Annotated in this window: 18 protein-coding genes; 4 read left to right on the top strand and 14 right to left on the bottom strand. The window is 55.7% G+C overall.

Annotation, left to right across the window (positions count from 1 at the left end; genetic code table 11):
* Window positions 1-97: 97 nt before the first annotated feature.
* The 5 genes from ABIE63_RS17010 to ABIE63_RS16990 form a co-directional block, all read right to left on the bottom strand.
* The gene (locus tag ABIE63_RS17010; protein ID WP_183414573.1) at window positions 98-883 is read right to left on the bottom strand and encodes an ABC transporter permease; all 786 of its coding nucleotides are present in this window, start codon (window positions 881-883) and stop codon (window positions 98-100) included.
* 1 nt (window position 884) lies between these two features.
* Window positions 885-1,640 (bottom strand): ABC transporter ATP-binding protein, encoded by a 756-nt coding sequence (locus ABIE63_RS17005; protein WP_183414574.1) that lies wholly within the window; start codon window positions 1,638-1,640, stop codon window positions 885-887.
* Window positions 1,641-1,748: 108 nt separating this feature from the next.
* A complete protein-coding gene (locus tag ABIE63_RS17000; protein WP_183414575.1) occupies window positions 1,749-2,744 on the bottom strand; it encodes an ABC transporter substrate-binding protein in 996 nt (331 codons plus the stop codon).
* A gap of 28 nt (window positions 2,745-2,772) precedes the next feature.
* Window positions 2,773-4,116 carry a UbiD family decarboxylase gene (locus ABIE63_RS16995; RefSeq protein ID WP_354506444.1) on the bottom strand — a complete coding sequence of 448 codons (1,344 nt, stop codon included), beginning with the start codon at window positions 4,114-4,116 and terminating at the stop codon, window positions 2,773-2,775.
* Window positions 4,117-4,226: 110 nt separating this feature from the next.
* Window positions 4,227-4,904 carry a UbiX family flavin prenyltransferase gene (locus tag ABIE63_RS16990; RefSeq protein ID WP_354506441.1) on the bottom strand — a complete coding sequence of 226 codons (678 nt, stop codon included), beginning with the start codon at window positions 4,902-4,904 and terminating at the stop codon, window positions 4,227-4,229.
* Between the two features lie 174 nt (window positions 4,905-5,078).
* Between ABIE63_RS16990 and ABIE63_RS16985 the strand changes: the two genes are divergently transcribed.
* The gene (locus ABIE63_RS16985) at window positions 5,079-5,834 is read left to right on the top strand and encodes an IclR family transcriptional regulator (RefSeq protein WP_183414578.1); all 756 of its coding nucleotides are present in this window, start codon (window positions 5,079-5,081) and stop codon (window positions 5,832-5,834) included.
* A gap of 60 nt (window positions 5,835-5,894) precedes the next feature.
* On the opposite strand, the gene ABIE63_RS16980 is transcribed toward ABIE63_RS16985, so the two are convergent.
* Genes ABIE63_RS16980 through ABIE63_RS16945 form a run of 8 tightly spaced genes read right to left on the bottom strand, consistent with a single transcriptional unit; the run spans window position 5,895 to window position 13,347 of the window.
* Window positions 5,895-6,506, bottom strand: coding sequence for a UbiX family flavin prenyltransferase (locus ABIE63_RS16980; protein WP_183414579.1), 612 nt, complete (start codon window positions 6,504-6,506; stop codon window positions 5,895-5,897).
* Window positions 6,507-6,533: 27 nt separating this feature from the next.
* Window positions 6,534-7,538 carry an ABC transporter substrate-binding protein gene (locus tag ABIE63_RS16975; protein WP_183414580.1) on the bottom strand — a complete coding sequence of 335 codons (1,005 nt, stop codon included), beginning with the start codon at window positions 7,536-7,538 and terminating at the stop codon, window positions 6,534-6,536.
* 25 nt (window positions 7,539-7,563) lie between these two features.
* A complete protein-coding gene (locus ABIE63_RS16970) occupies window positions 7,564-8,340 on the bottom strand; it encodes an ABC transporter ATP-binding protein (RefSeq protein ID WP_183414581.1) in 777 nt (258 codons plus the stop codon).
* Window positions 8,340-9,158 carry an ABC transporter permease gene (locus tag ABIE63_RS16965; protein ID WP_183414582.1) on the bottom strand — a complete coding sequence of 273 codons (819 nt, stop codon included), beginning with the start codon at window positions 9,156-9,158 and terminating at the stop codon, window positions 8,340-8,342. Before ABIE63_RS16965 ends, ABIE63_RS16970 begins: the two co-directional genes overlap by 1 nt.
* Window positions 9,155-10,255, bottom strand: a complete 1,101-nt coding sequence (locus ABIE63_RS16960) for a histidinol-phosphate transaminase (RefSeq protein ID WP_354506434.1) — start codon at window positions 10,253-10,255, stop codon at window positions 9,155-9,157. The genes ABIE63_RS16965 and ABIE63_RS16960 overlap by 4 nt, the downstream gene beginning before the upstream one ends.
* Entirely contained in the window at window positions 10,252-10,986 is a 735-nt protein-coding gene (locus tag ABIE63_RS16955; protein WP_183414584.1) for an aspartate/glutamate racemase family protein, read from the bottom strand. The genes ABIE63_RS16960 and ABIE63_RS16955 overlap by 4 nt, the downstream gene beginning before the upstream one ends.
* The gene (locus ABIE63_RS16950) at window positions 10,971-12,008 is read right to left on the bottom strand and encodes a DUF4392 domain-containing protein (RefSeq protein ID WP_354506431.1); all 1,038 of its coding nucleotides are present in this window, start codon (window positions 12,006-12,008) and stop codon (window positions 10,971-10,973) included. The genes ABIE63_RS16955 and ABIE63_RS16950 overlap by 16 nt, the downstream gene beginning before the upstream one ends.
* Window positions 11,989-13,347 carry a UbiD family decarboxylase gene (locus ABIE63_RS16945; protein WP_354506429.1) on the bottom strand — a complete coding sequence of 453 codons (1,359 nt, stop codon included), beginning with the start codon at window positions 13,345-13,347 and terminating at the stop codon, window positions 11,989-11,991. Before ABIE63_RS16945 ends, ABIE63_RS16950 begins: the two co-directional genes overlap by 20 nt.
* Window positions 13,348-13,460: 113 nt before the next feature.
* Between ABIE63_RS16945 and ABIE63_RS16940 the strand changes: the two genes are divergently transcribed.
* Window positions 13,461-14,264 carry an IclR family transcriptional regulator gene (locus tag ABIE63_RS16940; RefSeq protein WP_221205652.1) on the top strand — a complete coding sequence of 268 codons (804 nt, stop codon included), beginning with the start codon at window positions 13,461-13,463 and terminating at the stop codon, window positions 14,262-14,264.
* 93 nt (window positions 14,265-14,357) lie between these two features.
* Here the strand turns inward: ABIE63_RS16940 and ABIE63_RS16935 are convergent, their stop codons facing one another.
* Window positions 14,358-15,722: a formimidoylglutamate deiminase gene (locus ABIE63_RS16935; protein WP_354506426.1), complete on the bottom strand. Its 1,365-nt coding sequence runs from the start codon at window positions 15,720-15,722 to the stop codon at window positions 14,358-14,360.
* 105 nt (window positions 15,723-15,827) lie between these two features.
* Here ABIE63_RS16935 and hutI point away from each other — a divergent pair, with 105 nt between their 5' ends.
* Together hutI and ABIE63_RS16925 are read left to right on the top strand one after the other, a co-directional pair.
* Window positions 15,828-16,991 carry an imidazolonepropionase gene (gene hutI / locus ABIE63_RS16930; protein ID WP_354506423.1) on the top strand — a complete coding sequence of 388 codons (1,164 nt, stop codon included), beginning with the start codon at window positions 15,828-15,830 and terminating at the stop codon, window positions 16,989-16,991.
* A partial coding sequence (locus ABIE63_RS16925) for an aromatic amino acid lyase (protein WP_354506420.1) occupies window positions 16,988-17,737 on the top strand: 750 nt, incomplete at its 3' end. The genes hutI and ABIE63_RS16925, both read left to right, overlap by 4 nt.

Below are 17,737 nucleotides of genomic sequence, written 5' to 3'. Positions count from 1 at the left end.
GCATTTGAGGTGTGGGCTGGCGCCTGCAAAGCTGCATAGGATCCAACTGCGAGGGGTGGTTGCTCTCGTGTTGCCGAGTTAACCTGTCAACGCCCTCTCAACGCCTCCGTGAAGGACGCCACTTCAGAAAAATGTTCTCGTAAGCCGCAACCGCACCCACGCCAAGTGATGTAAAAACGGTGATGGATAGCAACGAGGCGAAGACAAGCGATGTATCAAGGTTGAACTGTGCGGAAAGGATCAGATATCCCATTCCGGTATTACCACCGATGAACTCTCCGACGATCGAGCCGACGAGAGCCAAGGGGAATGCCACTTTCAGCGCATCGGTTATATAGGGGATAGCATTCATGAGCCGTATCTTGAAGAAGATGCGCCATTTTGTCCCGCCAGCAAGTTTGGACAAATCAAGCACATCGGATTCGATTTCGTCGAGTCCAGTTAGAGAATTTACGAAGATTGGGAACAGTGCGAGCAGGAAGGCCAACAGAATCTTGGATTCAACACCTAGCCCAAACCAGATCACAAAGAGCGGCGCAATCGCAACCTTTGGAATACCATTGAAGGCCGCGAGAACTGAAACGATGACGTTGCGTAGGGAACGAACATAGACAACAAGCAACGCCAGCAGGACACCGGAAAAAAGTGCCAGTGCCAAACCAACCAACGTCGAAAAGCCAGTCCTGCTCAGATGATGTACTTGCAATGGAAACGTCTGCCAAAACCGCTCAGCAATCGCCGACGGAACAGGCAGTACATATTCCGGCAGACCAGCAAAATGCACGCCATACTCCCATATCAGCAACGCCAACACGATACCGAGTACCCCTTTGGCCGGGCCTGCTAATTGAGTCACGATCTTAGGAAGTAACCTGTCGTACATATTATTCGCTCCAATTGGACTGAATCTCACCGCCCAGCCTCTCGGCCAGTTCCGTGAAACGACTCCCGCGCATGGTTTCGCGTGTCCTCGGTCGCGGAAGGTTGATCTCCACTACATCCTGAACTCGGCCAGGTCGCGGACTCATGACAATCACTGTGTCGGACAAAAGGATTGCCTCGGTGATGCTGTGCGTCACAAAGAGAACCGTATTCCGGCTGTGAGCCCAGATCTTGAGCAGTTCGAATCCCATCCGTTCCCGGGTTATCACGTCAAGCGCACCAAACGGCTCATCCATAAGTATCAGAGCTGGGTTGAGCAGGAGGGCCCGACAGATACCCGCGCGCTGCTGCATTCCCCCCGACAACTGGTGGGGGTAGGAATTCTCAAATCCAGTAAGTCCCGCGAGCGCGATAAGCTCCATCGCTCTTTGACGGTACTTCTCGGGTTTTGCGCCACTCATTTCACAGGTCAACAGTACGTTGTCCAAGGTTGTGCGCCACGGCAGCAGCACAGGCGATTGGAATACCATACCGGTGTCTTTTGCCGGGCCGGAAACAGGCACACCACCAATCAGGACTTCCCCACACGTTGGCTCCGACAACCCTGAAACCACACGAAGCAATGTGGACTTTCCACAACCGCTTGGGCCTATGATCGAGACGAATCGATTCGCCGGAATGTCAAAGCTAGCGTTATCGACGGCCACGACGTCGCCGAAATGCTTGCTGACACCTTTAATTTCTATGTTAACTGACATTTGCGCCTGTCCTTGTGTTCCGCTGTACGCGGCTCGCCGACGGAACGTCGGCCATGGAACTGCTGGCCCCTTATCCAAGAGCCAACAGTTTCACGTCTGTGAGTTCAACTATTGAGCGGGAATAGCGGGCGCGAAGGTATCACCGACAACCGGTGGTGTTTCCAACTTCATCGCCTCGGCCATCAGATCGATCGTGCGTTGCAGACGGTCATCGGTCGCGGTGCCATACCCGTGCTGCTTAACATAGTCTGTGTTGATAGCCTTTATGGACTGCCGCCACTGGGCAAGAGTCGTCTCGTACTTCAGCGCAGCATTGTGCTTGACCATAATCTCAGCGGTTTCTTCGGGATGCTCGATTGCATATTCAACAGCCCGCTTGGTCGCTTCAGCGAAACGGCGCGCCTCCTCAGGCTTCTCGTTCAGCCTGTCTGCCTTCGCTATCAGCAAATATCCGAATACGTCGTAGCCCCAGTTCGCGAAGGACGAAAAATACACCTCCCTAGTCTGGCCAATCGTGCGCTGAAGGGATGGCACGTCCCCATCAATCGACGCCGTCATGAGATCTGCCTGGCCGCCAGCAAGAAGCGATAGATAAACACTGGGATCGGCTGTTTCCCAATGTACATCGGCAGGGTTCAAATTGTGCTGCGCGTAGATAATCGGCAGGATCACACGTGCGCTGTCTGTCTGCGACGCGACGATCTTTGCCCCTTTAAGAGATTCCGGGGTTTCATAGGGCTTGAGCGAAGCGAGGCCGCTCGTAGCGGTATCCATAAAAACCATAAATCCCTTGACTTTGGCGCCCTTGGCGACCGCCTGCACCACCGGGCCAGCGTCCGCCATGCCATAGTCAGCCTGACCAGCATCTACAGCCGCGACGACAAAGCCGCTACCGGTGGCCGGTGAGATTCTAATGTCAAACCCAGCCTCCTTATAGAATCCCTTTTCAAGCCCGACGAAGTAAGGGGAGTGACGCCCATGGAAAGCGTAGTTCGTTAAGAACTCGATCTTCGTCAAACTATCTGCAGCCGCCGGAACCACAGCTGCCATCCAAAGTGCCGCCAAAGCGGCGAAGTAGAATACTCGCTTTGTAACATACTTCATTAGATCCTCCCTATTTCGACTCGTGGAACTACTTGATTGCGCCGTGTGCACTTGGGTCCGTGACGTAGTCCTCAAGTCGCACGGCCCCAACTCCTGGAATCCGCTTTCGCTCAAACTCAGCACGACGTGAGAATGGCGCTGTTGCATCAATACCGACTCGCCCCCAGTGGTCCTTGTCGGGATCGCGGTAAAATGTTGGCGTATCGGGAATGACAATCATGTCCTTGTCGGGCCTGCTTCGTGTTAGCGTTGCCCACATGACATCGTCCATGCTGTAGATATCAACGTCCTCATCGACGACGGTGCAGACCTTCGCCCACGTAGGATCTGCGCCCATCACAGCCATCAGAACCTGGCGCGCATGCCCTTCGTACTGCTGCTTGATTTTCACCACCGTGTGTAGCACAAACGGCTGGCAGGTGACATCGACGATGCCTGGAAGGATGGCGCTGATCTTCTGGTAAATGTTGGCAGCCACTGAAAGCTCGAGGGTCAGAACTTCCTCAGCTGAACCACACAAGATGCTGTGAAAAATAGCGTCTTTACGACGTGTGACGCCAAGCACCTCGAAGACAGCATTTAAACCGACAGGTGTGTAATACCCCATGAATTCGCCGAAAGGCCCTTCCTCGCGTCGCTCATTCGGCAGAAACCGACCTTCAATGACGATCTCCGTGTGCGCTGGCACCATCAGGTCTATGTGCTTGCATTTACGTAGAGGAATGGGTTTGCCTGCCAACTGTCCCGCCACCTTGAGTTCATCGACATCGTAGGGCAGCGGCGCCGCCGCCGAGAGGAACGCGGTCGGCGGCGTGCCAATTATCATTGCTGCCTCCAGGTACTGCCCTTTCTGCTCGGCTTTCTCATGATAAAGCGTAAGGTGATGCCGGGGCGCGAGCCGACACCGCAACTCATCGTCATTGACATACATAGAGCGGTGAAACGAGAGGTTGCCCACACCAGTTTCCGGGTCCTTCGCAAAGAACATCGCCGACGTGAAGTATGGCCCAGCGTCCTTTTCCGAATAGATAATCAGGGGCAGGTCGCTCATCTTGCAGTCGACGATTTCCGGGATTTCTACAGGTTGGACATTACCGCTTTCAGACTGAGCGCCAAGAGTAGCGAGCTTGCTCCATTGCCTGCAGAAGTCATCCGGCTCAATGCCGAGAATCTCCGCAATTCGTTCGCGTGCGCCATAGAGATTAGTGACCACAGGAAGTGTCGTTCCCGCCACGTTGTGAAACAGGATCGGTTTACCCCATCGCTTATGCGCCGCAGCCGTCACAGCGGCAAGTTCGTGCTTAGGGTCAACTTCACGATCTATCTCAACGAGTTCGCCACGTTGCCGCAGCCGCTCAATATACTCACGCATTCAATCACCTCGATCCGCTTCTTGATTCAGTGGTATCCGCAAATTCGGTCTCCACCGCCATGCGCGCTCAACGACCGCACCCGGTGGTGGGCTGTAAGTCTTTGCCGACTTCAAGCCCTTCGCCTTTCAATTTCTGATGTTGTTCTGATTGGTTCCGATGGTTCGTTCCGGGCGGCCCGTTCTGTAGTTTGGTCCAATCCAGATTCGCCCCACCGCGCTATGCGGCCCGTATCCAAGCCGAACAGATCAAGGGCTCGCCCAATCGAATGGTCGACGATGTCATCAACCGTCTGCGGTCGCGCATAGAAGGCAGGAACTGGCGGCATGACGATGGCGCCCATTTCCGTGACTTGGGTCATCGCACGCAAGTGTCCCAGATGCAGCGGTGTTTCTCTGAGCATCAGAACCAGCCGTCGGCGCTCTTTCAACACCACGTCGGCTGCCCGTGCTAGCAGACCGGTTGTGACGCCGCTTGCAATTGCCGACACACTACGTATCGAACAGGGTGCCACCAGCATGCCATCTGTACGAAAAGAACCGCTTGAAATCGCTGCTGCGATGTCATCCTCGCGGTATACCACCGAGGCTAAGTTTGTTACCGCCGAAACTTTGATAGGTAATTCGTGAGCCAGGGTAACTTGTGCTGCGCGGGTCATGACAAGGTGGGTCTCAACTCCGATTTCACGCAACAGCTCTAACGCGCGGACGCCAAGGACAACCCCGGATGCGCCACTGATTCCAACAATAATGCGACGCGTTCTCTGCGGATGCAGATTATCTGCGATCACAGGTTCCCCTCCCCACCCGACCGTCTCGGAGCGCATAAAACGGCCCGAGTCATCTGTTGCATATTTTGCAACACTGTTGCATTTAATGATACTATTATAATATCCACTGTCAACGCCAATCTGTTTCCGTTAACCACTACCGGACCTACAACGAAGACGATGGAGTCAAACAAGATGGCACCCCTTGCAGGCATGAAGACCGTCCGACATGCAATCGTCGTACTTCGCTGCTTTTCAGTGGCTGAATCTCTACTTGGCGTGAACGAGATCGCACGCCGCACGGGCCTACATAAGAGTTCCGTATCGCGCCTCGTCGCTACGCTGGAAGAAGCTCATCTTTTAGAACGGGACACCGCAACCAAACGATTGCGCCTTGGCGATGGGCTGTTGACGATCGCAGCGCCCTTATTCAGCAAGATGGGATTTTTGAATGCGGTCCGCCCAGTGCTTGAAAAGCTCTCGCAGACAACTGAGGAAACAGCATATTTCAACATCTGGGACGGCAGTGAAGCTGTCGTCGTCGATCAGGCGGTTGGGCCCAACGCGGTCACGCACTTCGCCCCATTGGGGATGAGAAACCCCGCGCACTGCACTGCAACTGGGAAAGTACTTTTGGCCTTTGCTTCAGAATCCGAGGTCGATGCCGTCTTATCGGTTGGCCTGCACAAGTATACGCCCAGCAGCGTCACGGACCCGGTTACACTGCGAGAACAACTCGCGGATATCCGTGCGAATGGCGTTGCTCTAAATATCGGTGAACTTGCCAGTGATGTCGGCGCAATCGCCGCCATCGTCCGCAAAGAACATGGTGCCATAGCAGGTGCCATCGCCGTCAGTGTACCCCTTTACCGGTTTGGCAGGGACCGCCAAGAAGAACTTCGTAAAATGGTCTTGGAAGCCGCAAAATCCCTGTCCCAGCGTTTAAGCTAAGCAAGACGCTTCGGTGCTGATTAACTGCACAAGGCATCTTCGAGCACCGAAAAGCCCTCATTAATCATTAGGAGAATCCAACGGCCCGCGAAGGCCGATTGTCTCGCCCCAGCGCTGCAAGGTGCCAACATCGATTCCAAACAAATCCAGTGCTCTGCCGACACTATGATTGACGATGTCATCAATGGATTTTGGTTTGGTGTAAAAAGCAGGGAGCGGCGGCATGATGATCGCTCCCATTTCGGTAACCTGGGTCATACTGCGCAGATGACCCAAATGAAGTGGCGTTTCGCGCACCATGAGAACAAGCCGGCGGCGCTCTTTCAGAACGACGTCGGCCGCCCGGGAAAGCAAACCCGAGGTAACACCGCTAGCAATTTCCGAAAGGCTTCGGATCGAACAGGGCGCAACAAGCATCCCCAGCGTGATGAAAGAGCCGCTCGATATGCTTGCCGCTATGTCATCAGCCTTGTGAATGACATCGGCCAACTGGTGCAGATCGGCCGCTTTCATATGGAGTTCTTGGGCAAGAGTAATCTGCGCGGAACGGGTCACGACAAGGTGAGCCTCGATATCCGTTCCGCGCAGCATTTCCAAAGCGCGCACACCATAGATGGCACCTGAAGCACCGCTGATGGCTACAATCATTCTACGTGGAGGCGCCTTTTTCATGGGCTGAGTCTCCGACCTAGTCCGGCTTTAATGGATAAAGTCGTTGGTGTAATAGGTAGTGACGTCCTCCACGGTCGTATTGAGGCCGCCAAACTCCTTCATCAGAGCCTGGGTCGCTTCCCAACGCTCTTTGACGGAAAAGCCCACCGTGTCTCCCTCGGACCCTTTCGCATGCAGCAACGCAGCGGTTGCCTTCAGTTTTTCGACTTCCACTGCCTTCTTTCGGCTGGGTGAACGTTTTAGAAGCGCGTCGATAGACTCTTCGGGATTTTGGAGAGCGTAGTCGTAGGCCCGCAGGGTCGCTTTCACGAATGCGGCAACGATTTCGGGTGAATTCTCGACAGTCTCTGTATGGGCGGCAATTCCGTCACCCATCGTATCAACACCAAATGATGCATAGGTGAAGTGGTTCAGCTTAACTTCGGCCGCATCGGAAAGGCTAAGAAGGCTGTCATTGGGAAATCCTGTGATAGCCTCCGTACGCTTGGCTAGGAAGGTCTGGTTTCGCGTACCGCCATCGGAAGCAATGATCTGCACTTTCGATGAGTCGATGCCGTTCTTCGCAAGCAAGGCGTACAGCATCGTGGTGGTCATGTCGCCCTGAAGGGTCGCAACCTTCTTGCCTACGAGATCAGCAGGCTCCTTAATGTTCTGCTCAGGCCAGCTGATCAGTGCATTGGGGCTGGTTTGGTATAGTTGAGCGACCTGCTTGATGGGCATGCCTTGCGCCACGCCAAGCATCAACGACGGCGGGTCGATGATCGCGAAGGTATCCTGTTGGGCCGCTACGAGCTGCATGGATGACGTAACGCCCTTACCTTCCAAGACCTCAACGTCGAGACCTGCTTCTTTGTAGAACCCCTTGTCCACTCCGAGTAGATAGGGCGAGCGGTGGCCGTTGTAGCTGAAGGCCAGTCGGACGGTCACCTTCTTCAGTTCCTCCGCATTGGAAGGTGCTCCAAAGGTAATTACCCCTGATAAAGCCACCGCAACGGTTGCAGCTATGACAATCATTCTGCGTGTTAGTCTCATAAGTTCCTCTCCTATTCGCTAATTGTTAGTACGCTTTCAGAACCCCATGTTGCTCGAACAGATGACGCACTCGCGCCACTGTGTTCACAAACTGCTGGGATTCCATCGTTCCAGGCCGCCTGGGATGTGGCAGGTCGGTTTTGATAATTTCGGCAATACGCCCCGGACGCGGCGTCATCACTACGACGCGGTCCGCCAGAAGGACGGCTTCCTGGATATCGTGCGTGATGAAGATCACGCTTTTCTGTGTTTCGAGCCAGATTTGGTGAAGCTCCATCACCATCTGTTCACGAGTCAGTGCATCGAGTGCACCAAATGGTTCATCCATCAACAGGATCGGTGGTTCGTGAATCAACGCCCGGCATATGGAGACACGCTGGCGCATGCCACCTGACAGCTCGTAAGGAAACTTTTTCTCGAATCCACCTAGACCGACTTTATCCAATAGAGAACGCGCTCGGTCCTCATAAGCTTTGCGGTCAAGCCCGCGCATTTCTGGCTGGATGAGCACATTGTCAAGCACGCTGCGCCAATCCAGGAGAACATCCGTCTGGAACACAATGCCCAACTCAGTCACGGGCTTTGTGATTTCATTGCCATTGGCTAAAATCGTTCCATTGGTCGGAAATGCCAGCCCAGACGCCATAGACAAGAGCGTGCTTTTACCGCACCCACTTGGACCTACAATGGAAATGAATTCACCCTCTGCAATTTGCAGGCTGAAATCTCGCAGTGCTTCAATCGGACCGCTCGAGGTGTGATAGGATTTACTGACATTCTGGAATTGGAGCGTATCAGCCATCAGCTTTTCTCCTTGCCGTGGCCAGAGGTGCGGTGTGAGACATGCCACGGGAGCAGTAAACGTTCGGCAAGATCGACCACTGCGAACAGCGCTATCCCGACAAGGCTCAGCACGACGAGAATTGCGAATGAAAGGCCTACGTCCAGCGTCCCGTTCGCGACGATAAGTTGGTAACCAAGCCCACTGTCTGCGGCTACGAACTCACCAACCACGGCACCGACCACCGCCAGTGTGCTGGCGACTTTCAGCCCAGCGAAAATATTTGGAAGGGCGCCGGGCAGCTGAAAGTTGAGAAATATTTTCCGCCGTGGGGCCCCCATTGACCGCGCCAGCCAGATCACCTCTTTAGGCGTCGAGCGGAACCCTATTAGCGAATCAATGACGATTGGGAAGAAACAGATCAGGAATGCGATCACAATCTTCGGAAAAAGGCCGAAGCCGAACCAAACAACGATAAGCGGGGCAATTGCGACCTTCGGAATCGTCTGAGACGCGACTAGAATGGGATAAAGCGCCCGCTCCAGCGTACGGAATTGGGCTAAGATTGCTGCTAGTGGAATGCTGACGACGATAGCCAGCGCAAACCCAACCACTACCTCATTTGCGGTTACCAAAGTGTGCATCAGCAGTAAGCTGTGATCCGCAACGATGCGCACAAAGATGGCCGAGGGTGGGGGCAGCAAATAGCTTGGCACCTCGCCAATTCTCACAACGGCTTCCCATAACAGAAGCAATCCCAATGCCAGAAGCGTGCTATCCAGAGACGACGGCCAACGCCACCATCTAGAATTCGATTTGTTTGGGGCCTCGGATGTCATTGAAGCGCCTCCAATGCTGAGATCAATTTGAGGTTCTCAGCGTGTCCGCGTAGCGAGACGCGGAGCACGTTATGTTTCTCAAGCCCACGGAAGGAAGTTGCATCCGCAACGACGATCCCATTGGCTGCCAGCTCGGCCGCGGCAACTCCTGGATCACGGTCGCCAATGTCCAGTAGCAGCATGTTTGCGTTGCCGCCCCTGATCGACAACCTGGGGATGGACGCGACCCTTTCCAGAAACCAAGCGACTTCATTGCGGAATTGGGCTTTGCAGGCCGGCAGGAAGGTAGTGTCCGCAAGCGCGGCCGCAGCAGCGCACACCGCTGATGCGGCCATATTGAATGGTGGCCGGCCTACTTCTGCCACTCGGACCAGCGAAGACGGGGCAACCGCATATCCGATTCGAAGTCCGGCCAATCCGAAATACTTTGAGAAAGTACGCAACACCACGATGTTATCATGCTTGCGTGCGAGAGGAACTGCGCCATCCTCGGAGGGGTAGATCAACGCTTCGTCGATGATAAAAATGGTATCGGGGTGACGCCTAGCCATTCGTTCGATGTCGTCATTCGATACAGTCGCGCCCGTCGGGTTGTTAGGCGTACAGATAAAAGCAAGCGCAATATCGGAAGCGGTCAATTCACGTGCGATTGCTGCCGTACTTATTTCCTCTGGTGGATCATTCTCGACAACGACAAGGGTACAACCTCTAAGCCGTGCTTCGAGCTCATAGCGGGGAAAGGTAGGAATGTGGATTAGGACCTTATCACCTTCGCTAGTCCAAGCCTGGAGTAGCAGCTTAATGACGTCATCCAACCCCGCTCCAAAAAACAAGCACTCTTCCGACAGCTCGTGCCGTGCCGCCAACGCACTCCGGAGTCGCTGGAAATTGATATCAGGATAAAGGTTTGACCGTTCTAGCGCTGCACTTGCGGCGGCGATTGCCGAGGGTGGCGAACCAAGTGGATTGACGTTTAGCGAGAAGTCGATGACCGCTGACGCCTCAAGCCCGTACCGTAAGGCAATGGTCTCTACCGACGTCTCAGCCTCGTATAGGCGCAGCGAGGCGAGCTCTCTACTCTGACTGTTAAGAGTCATGATGATAGCACCTTGCCAAATCCTGGGTGAATTGTGGGCGCGCCCAACGCCCGTAGAATTGCCCAAAGTGTGACTTGGTTGCTGCTGAGCACCGGTTTCCCAAGCTCCCGTTCCAGTCTGCCAATCACTTCTAGTGCGCGAAGGTCGGTGCAGCTCAGAAACAGCGCTTCGCTGTCGGGCGTGTCGGCTTGATGCGCGAGCTGGACGATTTCTTCAGTAGGCACTTCGCGGATCGCTGATCCCGAAAGGCCCAGTCCCACAACCGAACGGACATCGATTCCGTGGCTGGCGAAGAATGATCGCTCGGCCTCATTGATCTCGTCACGGTATGGTGTTGCAAGTGCAAGTTTCGTCACGCCCAAGTGGCAAAACGCATCAATGATCGCGCGCGATGTGGCGACCACAGGACACCCTGCAATACTGGCAATTCGATCAACCTGGTTTTGCAGTCCAGCTTCGCCGTCAACAAAGCTGCCACTCGTACAGGCGAACGCAATGACGTCAGGCGATAGGTCAGCAAGCAACGAAGCCGCCGACTCGACACACTCGTTCATCGCGCGGAGCCCCTCAGGCGTGGTCGAAGTAAGCGGCACCCGTGTCGTATGGAAAGTGAGCCCTGCAGGCGCTATCCAGGCGAAATCAGGCTCGACCACCGCGTTGACGGAAGGCACGATCATCCCGACGCGACGACCTGCTGGTCGAACCCGCATTTGTGTCACTTCGTCTGCCATGAGTTCTGATATCCGCTGATGTTCGCGCCTTCGCGCTGGCTGAGCAGGACGATTGAGCGCAGTAAGTCAACTAGACACGCGTTGGCGTGCGCATCGGTGCCATCCACATAAAGTCTGTGTTGCCCGCCAACGGGATCAATCGCACCGGCTCGCACACAAGCCTCGATCAAACGTTTTTCATGCTCTCCGTCGTGGAACGCGTCGCTGTTGCCGACCAAAGCGGCAAGGCAAGCGGCAATACCGTATGCCCCCCAATTCGAAATGTTGGCAACGACCGTGATATCCGCTTTCTGGCGTGCCGCAATTACGTCACCAAGGGGAACGTCAGTTGCGACAATGTCAGCAACCGCACCCATTCCGAGCTCGTTTCCGAGATCGCCGACACCGATAGTCGGAATTCCGACCTTCCGTGCTGCAGCAAACAGAATATCGGTTTTGGCAGTGAAGGATGAAATCTCGAAGCCACCGCCGCCGTGGTAGTGACCATCTTCACCGGCGCCTGGCCGCTCAATCGCAATCAGAGCTTTGGGCTTGTGTCGGTCAAGTAACTCCTGTGCGGCGCGGACTGCCTCAGCCTCATCAACCGGAAAACCCGAGAGTCCGTAACGGTGGCGCCCGGAATCCAGTTGGCCGTCCGAGGCTGGCACTAATCCCGCCGCAGAGAAACAGGCTTCCATACAAGGGACAATCGAGTCTTCTGAAATGCCAATGGGAACGGCTCCGAGTCCAACTGACAAGGCACGGGCCATCACCGCGGCACCAATCGGCCCATCGGTTTCCGGCAAGCCATAATCACGCATGATGAACCCACTCAAAACCAGCACCCGGTCGCCTCGAGATACCTTTTCCTTCAGGAGATTTGCCGCAGCCAGAGTTACCGATCCACCCGCCAGTTTTCGGGCGGCGGCATGAAGCTTGGGCAGCGGCAGGCCTTTGAGAATTGTCCAGTTGGAAATAGGTGCGGTGACAAGATGATCGACCGCATCGCCGATACGTTTTGGATCAAGAATTGTGGTCTGCATTTATATAGTCCTCCAACCGGATTTCCGCTTCACCGGGAAACCGGCGGCGCTCAAAAAGTTGCTGCATGGCGATTGGCGCAGTGGCATCAATCCCGACTTTGCCTCGGTGCACGTCACGAACGTCCTCGCGTGTGTAACTTGGAACACGAGGCACGACGTAGATGCCGGTTTCTGGCGTGCAGCGGGTCTGGATAGCCCAGAGGACATCGGCTGCATCGAAGGGGTCGACGTCCTTGTCCACCACCACCACCACTTTAGTCCAAGAGTACCCGCCTAGCGCCGCCAACATGGCATTCTTCGCCTGATCTTCATTCTGCTTGTCGATGGAGATGACGCATCCGAACACGTAGCCAGGCGTGGCGATATCGCGGATTTTCGGGACGAAGCTGGAGACCTTCTTATAAATCTCCGCCTGAATCGGTACGCCAACGAGGTTCAGATCTTCAGTGCCCCCGGCAAGGATAGCGTGGTACATCGCATCACGCCGCCGCGTGATTGCAGTGACCCTGAAAACATGATTTTTCATGACGGGAACGTATCCGTCAGTGAATTCTCCAAAGGGGCCTTCGTCCTCGCGAACACCGGCCACAACCTCACCCTCAATCACAATCTCGGCGTCGGCTGGAACATCGACAGGGATTGTCTTGCAGCGGGTCACGCGCAGTGATTTACCCTGCCATGCGCCCGCCACTTCAAGTTCGTCGGCCTCATAGGGCACCTTGGATGCGGCGGAGAACATCAGGCCCGGAGGTGCGCCAATGACGATAGCACAAGGTAGGTTCTTCCCCTTTGCCTCGGCCTCGGCGTGATAGCGTCCTAGATGCTGAGGCGGCATCATCCTGACGCGCAGCTTGTTGCCTCCCGCAAGTTGACATCTGTTCCAAGACGCATTGTATGCGCCGGTCTCAGGATGCGGCGCCACCAGTACACCCGCGGTTATATAAGCTCCGCCGTCATGTTCGGAAAAAACGATCTGTGGGAGGTCTCGGGCGACATCGATGCCGTCACCAATCTTCACAACTTCCTGCACTGGAGCCACGTCAACATGCTCAACAGGCAATCCCTTAGCTTCCAACGACACCATTGTGCGCAGGAGATCGCTTTCGGCTAAACCGAGTGATTGAGCGACTGTCTTACGAAAACCGAAGACATTAGTGATGACCGGAATGTCAGAACCCTTAACTTCGCGGAACAGAAGTGGCCAGTTCGGACCCTTCTGCATGCGACGCATGACAGCCGTCAGTTCATGACGTGGATCGACCGAGCGGTCGACGAAAGCCACCTCCCCGCTGCGCTGCATAACTTCCACAAGTTGTCGAAAAGTCTCAAAAGCCGGCATATCTTCCTCAGTGAAAAAAGGATGTTGGCGTGTTGCCAACGCTGTTGGTTAAATATACTATCCTTTGTTGACGCCACTGCTGTCAATAAAAAATCCGTGGAAAGGTTGAGGCTTTGAAAAGAAATCCATCCCCAGAAAAAAGCGCGCGGACGGTACACGCAGTTAAACACCTGACAGATATCCTGCGCTGTGTGTCTAAATCATCCGACCCTATCGGCGTGAACGAGGTTGCTCGCCAAGTCGGTCTCGACAAGAGCTCGGTTTCCCGCCTCATCGCTTCGCTGGAACAAGAGCGATTACTGCAGAAGGGTCGAGATGGCGGGATACGCCTTGGGTTAGGGCTGTTGGCAATCGCCGCGCCGCTGATGCGCGATCTTGGGTTGTCAACTCGGGTACGGCCAAGTCTGGAAGAACTGGCAGAGCGTACCGGGGAAACTGTTAATCTCAGTGTATGGAGTGGAAGCGAGTCGGTGAGCATTGCGCAGGCGCTTGGATCGAATGCAATTACCCATTTTGCTTCGCCTGGACAGACAAATCCGGCCCATTGCACGGCATCTGGCAAGGTGCTTTTAGCTTTTGAACCGCCCGAGGTAGTAGAGCATGTCCTCTCGCAACCGCTCGAGAAATACACCGACCGCACCGTGGTCGACCCCAGAATTATACGCCAGCAGTTGCAAGAGATACGGGCAAGGGGATATGCGGTTAACCATGGTGAGTTCGCTTTAGATGTCTGCGCGGTAAGCGCGGCTGTGTGCGATCTCGACGGAAGCCTGGTAGGTGCCCTGACCGTCACCATTCCAGCGTACCGATTCGACCAGGATCGCCAAGCCGCGGTTCTCACCTCGACACTGTCCGTTGCAAATGATCTGTCCGAGCAATTCGGCTTTCGTGGTAAAGCCTTTCGCAGTGCGCTTTGACACATCCGCCCTATCGAGCGGTGATGCTGAATGGAACTGTCGCTGTCTGGTTGATCGGATGATGATGCAGGATGCAGATTCTTCGACCTGAAGTCACAATCCTTCCCGCAGCGACTTCACCGCTGCGCGATAAGCGGCTGTAATCGATTCCTTTGCCACGTGGCGTCCATCGCGCACCAAATGCCGGCCTGCGGACCATACATCACACGGCATGTCGTTGCCGCCCGCAAAGGCGAAACTGTCGAGCACGGTGTCGCCCTGCAATCCCTCGAGATCTGGGTGTCGCATATCCAGCGCCAACAAGTCGGCCCACTCGCCCTGGGCGATTGTTCCGCTACCGCGCCCCGCCGCTTGCGCGCCTCCCTTGGCTGCCGCCTCGAAGATTCGCCGCCCTGTGGATTGTTCGGCGCTGGCCAAAGCTGCGCGGGTATGGTCGCGAAGCCTCTGTGACGTATCGAGTTGACGCAACTCCTCGGCCAGCGAAATACGAATGTTGCTATCCGACCCAATTGCGATAGCGCCTCTTGAATCAAACCATCGCACCGCGTCGATAATACCATCGCCTAAGCTTGCCTCCGTCAGCGGACAAAGACCGGCGACTGCCCCTGTTCGGGCCAACCCTTCAATTTCATGGGGTTGCATCTGAGTGCAATGAATTAGACACCAGCGCGGGTCGAGATCTAGATGATCAAGTACCCATTCTACCGGCCGGGCACCATAGGCAGCCAAAACTTCATGGACTTCGGCCTGTTGCTCGGCCAAGTGCATATGGATAGGACCGGCCCCAGCCAAAGACGCCGTAGTTGCTAAATCTTCAGCAGCGACTGCGCGCAGTGAATGTGGCGCCACGCCCAATACAGCGTCTGAGGATAAATGGGTCAGCCCATTTCCCGCCGCTTCTAACAGACGTGCAAACCTTGAGGGATCGTTGCCAAATCGACCCTGTCTAACTTCGAGCGGACGACGGCCACAACCCGCGTACTGATAGTGCACTGGCAATAGCGTCAGACCGATTCCGCTCGCGGCTGCGGCGGCTGCGATCCGTTCGGACATCTCGCCCAGGGCTGCATAAGGCGTGCCGTCCGGTTGATGGTGAAGATAGTGGAACTCGATACTGGCACCAAATCCGGCCTCTAGCATTTCCATTTGAACAAATGCAGCGATGGCTTCCAGGTGATCAGGTGTGATCCCGTCCAAGAAGCGATACATCAAGCTGCGCCAAGTCCAGAAGCTGTCGCTCACATCCCGGCCGCGCTTTTCGGTCAGACCGGCCAAGGCTCGCTGGAAGGCATGCGAATGGCAGTTGGCCGGAGCAGGAACTAGTACATCCACCTGAGCCCCCAACATCGGCTGCCCAGTCAATACCGACGCAATTCGCCCATCAGCAGCGATATTGACAGCCACATCCGTCGCCCAACCCTTTGCCAGCAGCGCCTGGCGGGCCCATATCGTCGTCATTTCACTTCCACCTTGACAGATTTATTATGTATATACATAAATCATATACAATCATATCAAACAAGGTTTTTCACAGTGCTGCTGAGTAACGCAAAAATTGCCACGATGACAGGCTCCAACCGCTACGGGCTCATTGAGAACGGAGCCATTGTTCTCTCCGGAGATTCAATTACCTGGGTGGGGCCAGTGGCTGATCTTCCCAGTCACCTGAAGGGTGGTGAAATTCGCGATCTTGGCGGTCGTCTGGTCACTCCCGCATTGATCGATTGTCACACGCATGCTGTGTTCGGTGGTAACCGTGCACGTGAATTCGAAATGCGCTTGGAAGGCGCTACTTATGAAGAGGTTTCACGCGCTGGCGGCGGGATTGTTTCAACCGTAAAGGCTACGAGGGCTGCCCCAGAAGAAACCCTATTGGTTGAAGCGCTCGCCCGAGTCGATGCGCTGATCGCGGAAGGTATGACGACGATCGAGATCAAATCCGGCTATGGGCTCGATCTAGAGACAGAACTGAAGATGTTACGCACCGCGCGTTCGATCATGGCGAGGCGCGCAGTCCGTGTGATAACGAGCTTTCTAGGAGCGCACGCAATTCCACCTGAGTATGCAGGCCGTGCGGACGCCTATATAGACGAAGTCGCGATCCCAACGCTCGAAGCTGCCCATCAGGAGGGACTCGTCGATGCGGTAGATGGATTCTGCGAAGGCATAGCGTTTGATACCGCACAAATCGGACGGATATTCGATAAGGCAAAAGCACTCAACTTGCCTGTAAAGCTGCATGCGGAACAGCTTTCTCATTTCGGAGGCACTGCGCTCGCCGCGCGCTATGGCGCGCTTTCTGCAGATCATCTGGAACATGCAACTGATGACGACGTAAAAGCACTGGCTGCCTCAGGCACAGTAGCCGTAATACTGCCCGGAGCCTTCTATACCATTCGCGAAACCAAAGCGCCGCCGATAGAATTCTTACGAGCCCACGGCGTACCGATGGCACTCGCCACCGACTGCAATCCTGGATCCTCGCCGCTCACTTCTCTTCTATTGGTCATGAACATGGGATGCACACTCTTTCGCATGACCCCGGAAGAAGCTTTGGCTGGCGTTACCCGCAATGCTGCTCAAGCGCTTGGCTTAGATGACGTAGGCACGATCGAGACGGGCAAGCGCGCTGACCTCGCCGTTTGGAATGTGGCCGACGCGGCTGAGCTTTCTTATCGGATCGGGTTTAACCCGCTCCATAGCCGTATTTTTGGAGGAACCACATGACGCTCACGCTCGTGCCCGGTCAGGCGACACTGGAGACGCTGGAAGCGATCTGGCGTGGGACAGGCCCCATACGGCTCGATGGTTCGGCCCGCGCAGGCATTGAGGCCGCCGCCAAGTTGGTCCGTGACGCGGCGGCAGGCGATGCCGCTATCTATGGCGTGAACACCGGCTTCGGCAAACTTGCCAGCGTCAAGATCGCGGCAAAGGACACGGCGAAGCTGCAACGCAATTTGATCCTCAGTCACTGCTGCGGCGTGGGCCAAGCGCTCGACCAGGCGACGACACGGCTGATGATGGCTCTGAAGCTCCTCAGCCTGGGACGCGGCGCTTCGGGCGTGTCTTGGGAGACGGTTCGCTTGCTGGAGGAAATGCTGGCCGCGGGGGTCATGCCCGTCGTCCCCGATCAAGGTTCGGTCGGCGCCTCCGGTGATCTGGCGCCGCTGGCGCACATGGCTGCGGCCATGCTGGGCGAAGGCCGGGCAGCCCATGACGGCGAGGAGCTCCCGGCGGCGGAGGCCCTGAAGCGCGCCGGACTGACGCCTATCGTGCTCGGACCGAAGGAAGGTTTGGCGCTCATTAACGGCACCCAGTTTTCGACGGCCTGCGCGCTCGTTGGCCTGTTCGGCGCCTGGGCCAACGCCCGCGCCTCAGTCGTCACGGCGGCTCTTTCCACCGACGCCATCATGGGCTCCACCGCTCCGTTGGTGGATGCGATCCACACGTTACGAGGTCATCCGGGCCAGATC

The sequence above is a fragment of the Limibacillus sp. MBR-115 genome (genome assembly GCF_040549425.1).
Classification (GTDB): domain Bacteria; phylum Pseudomonadota; class Alphaproteobacteria; order Kiloniellales; family CECT-8803; genus Limibacillus; species Limibacillus halophilus.
The sequence above is the reverse complement of the archived record's forward strand: the minus strand, read 5'-3'. Positions and strand labels throughout refer to the sequence as shown.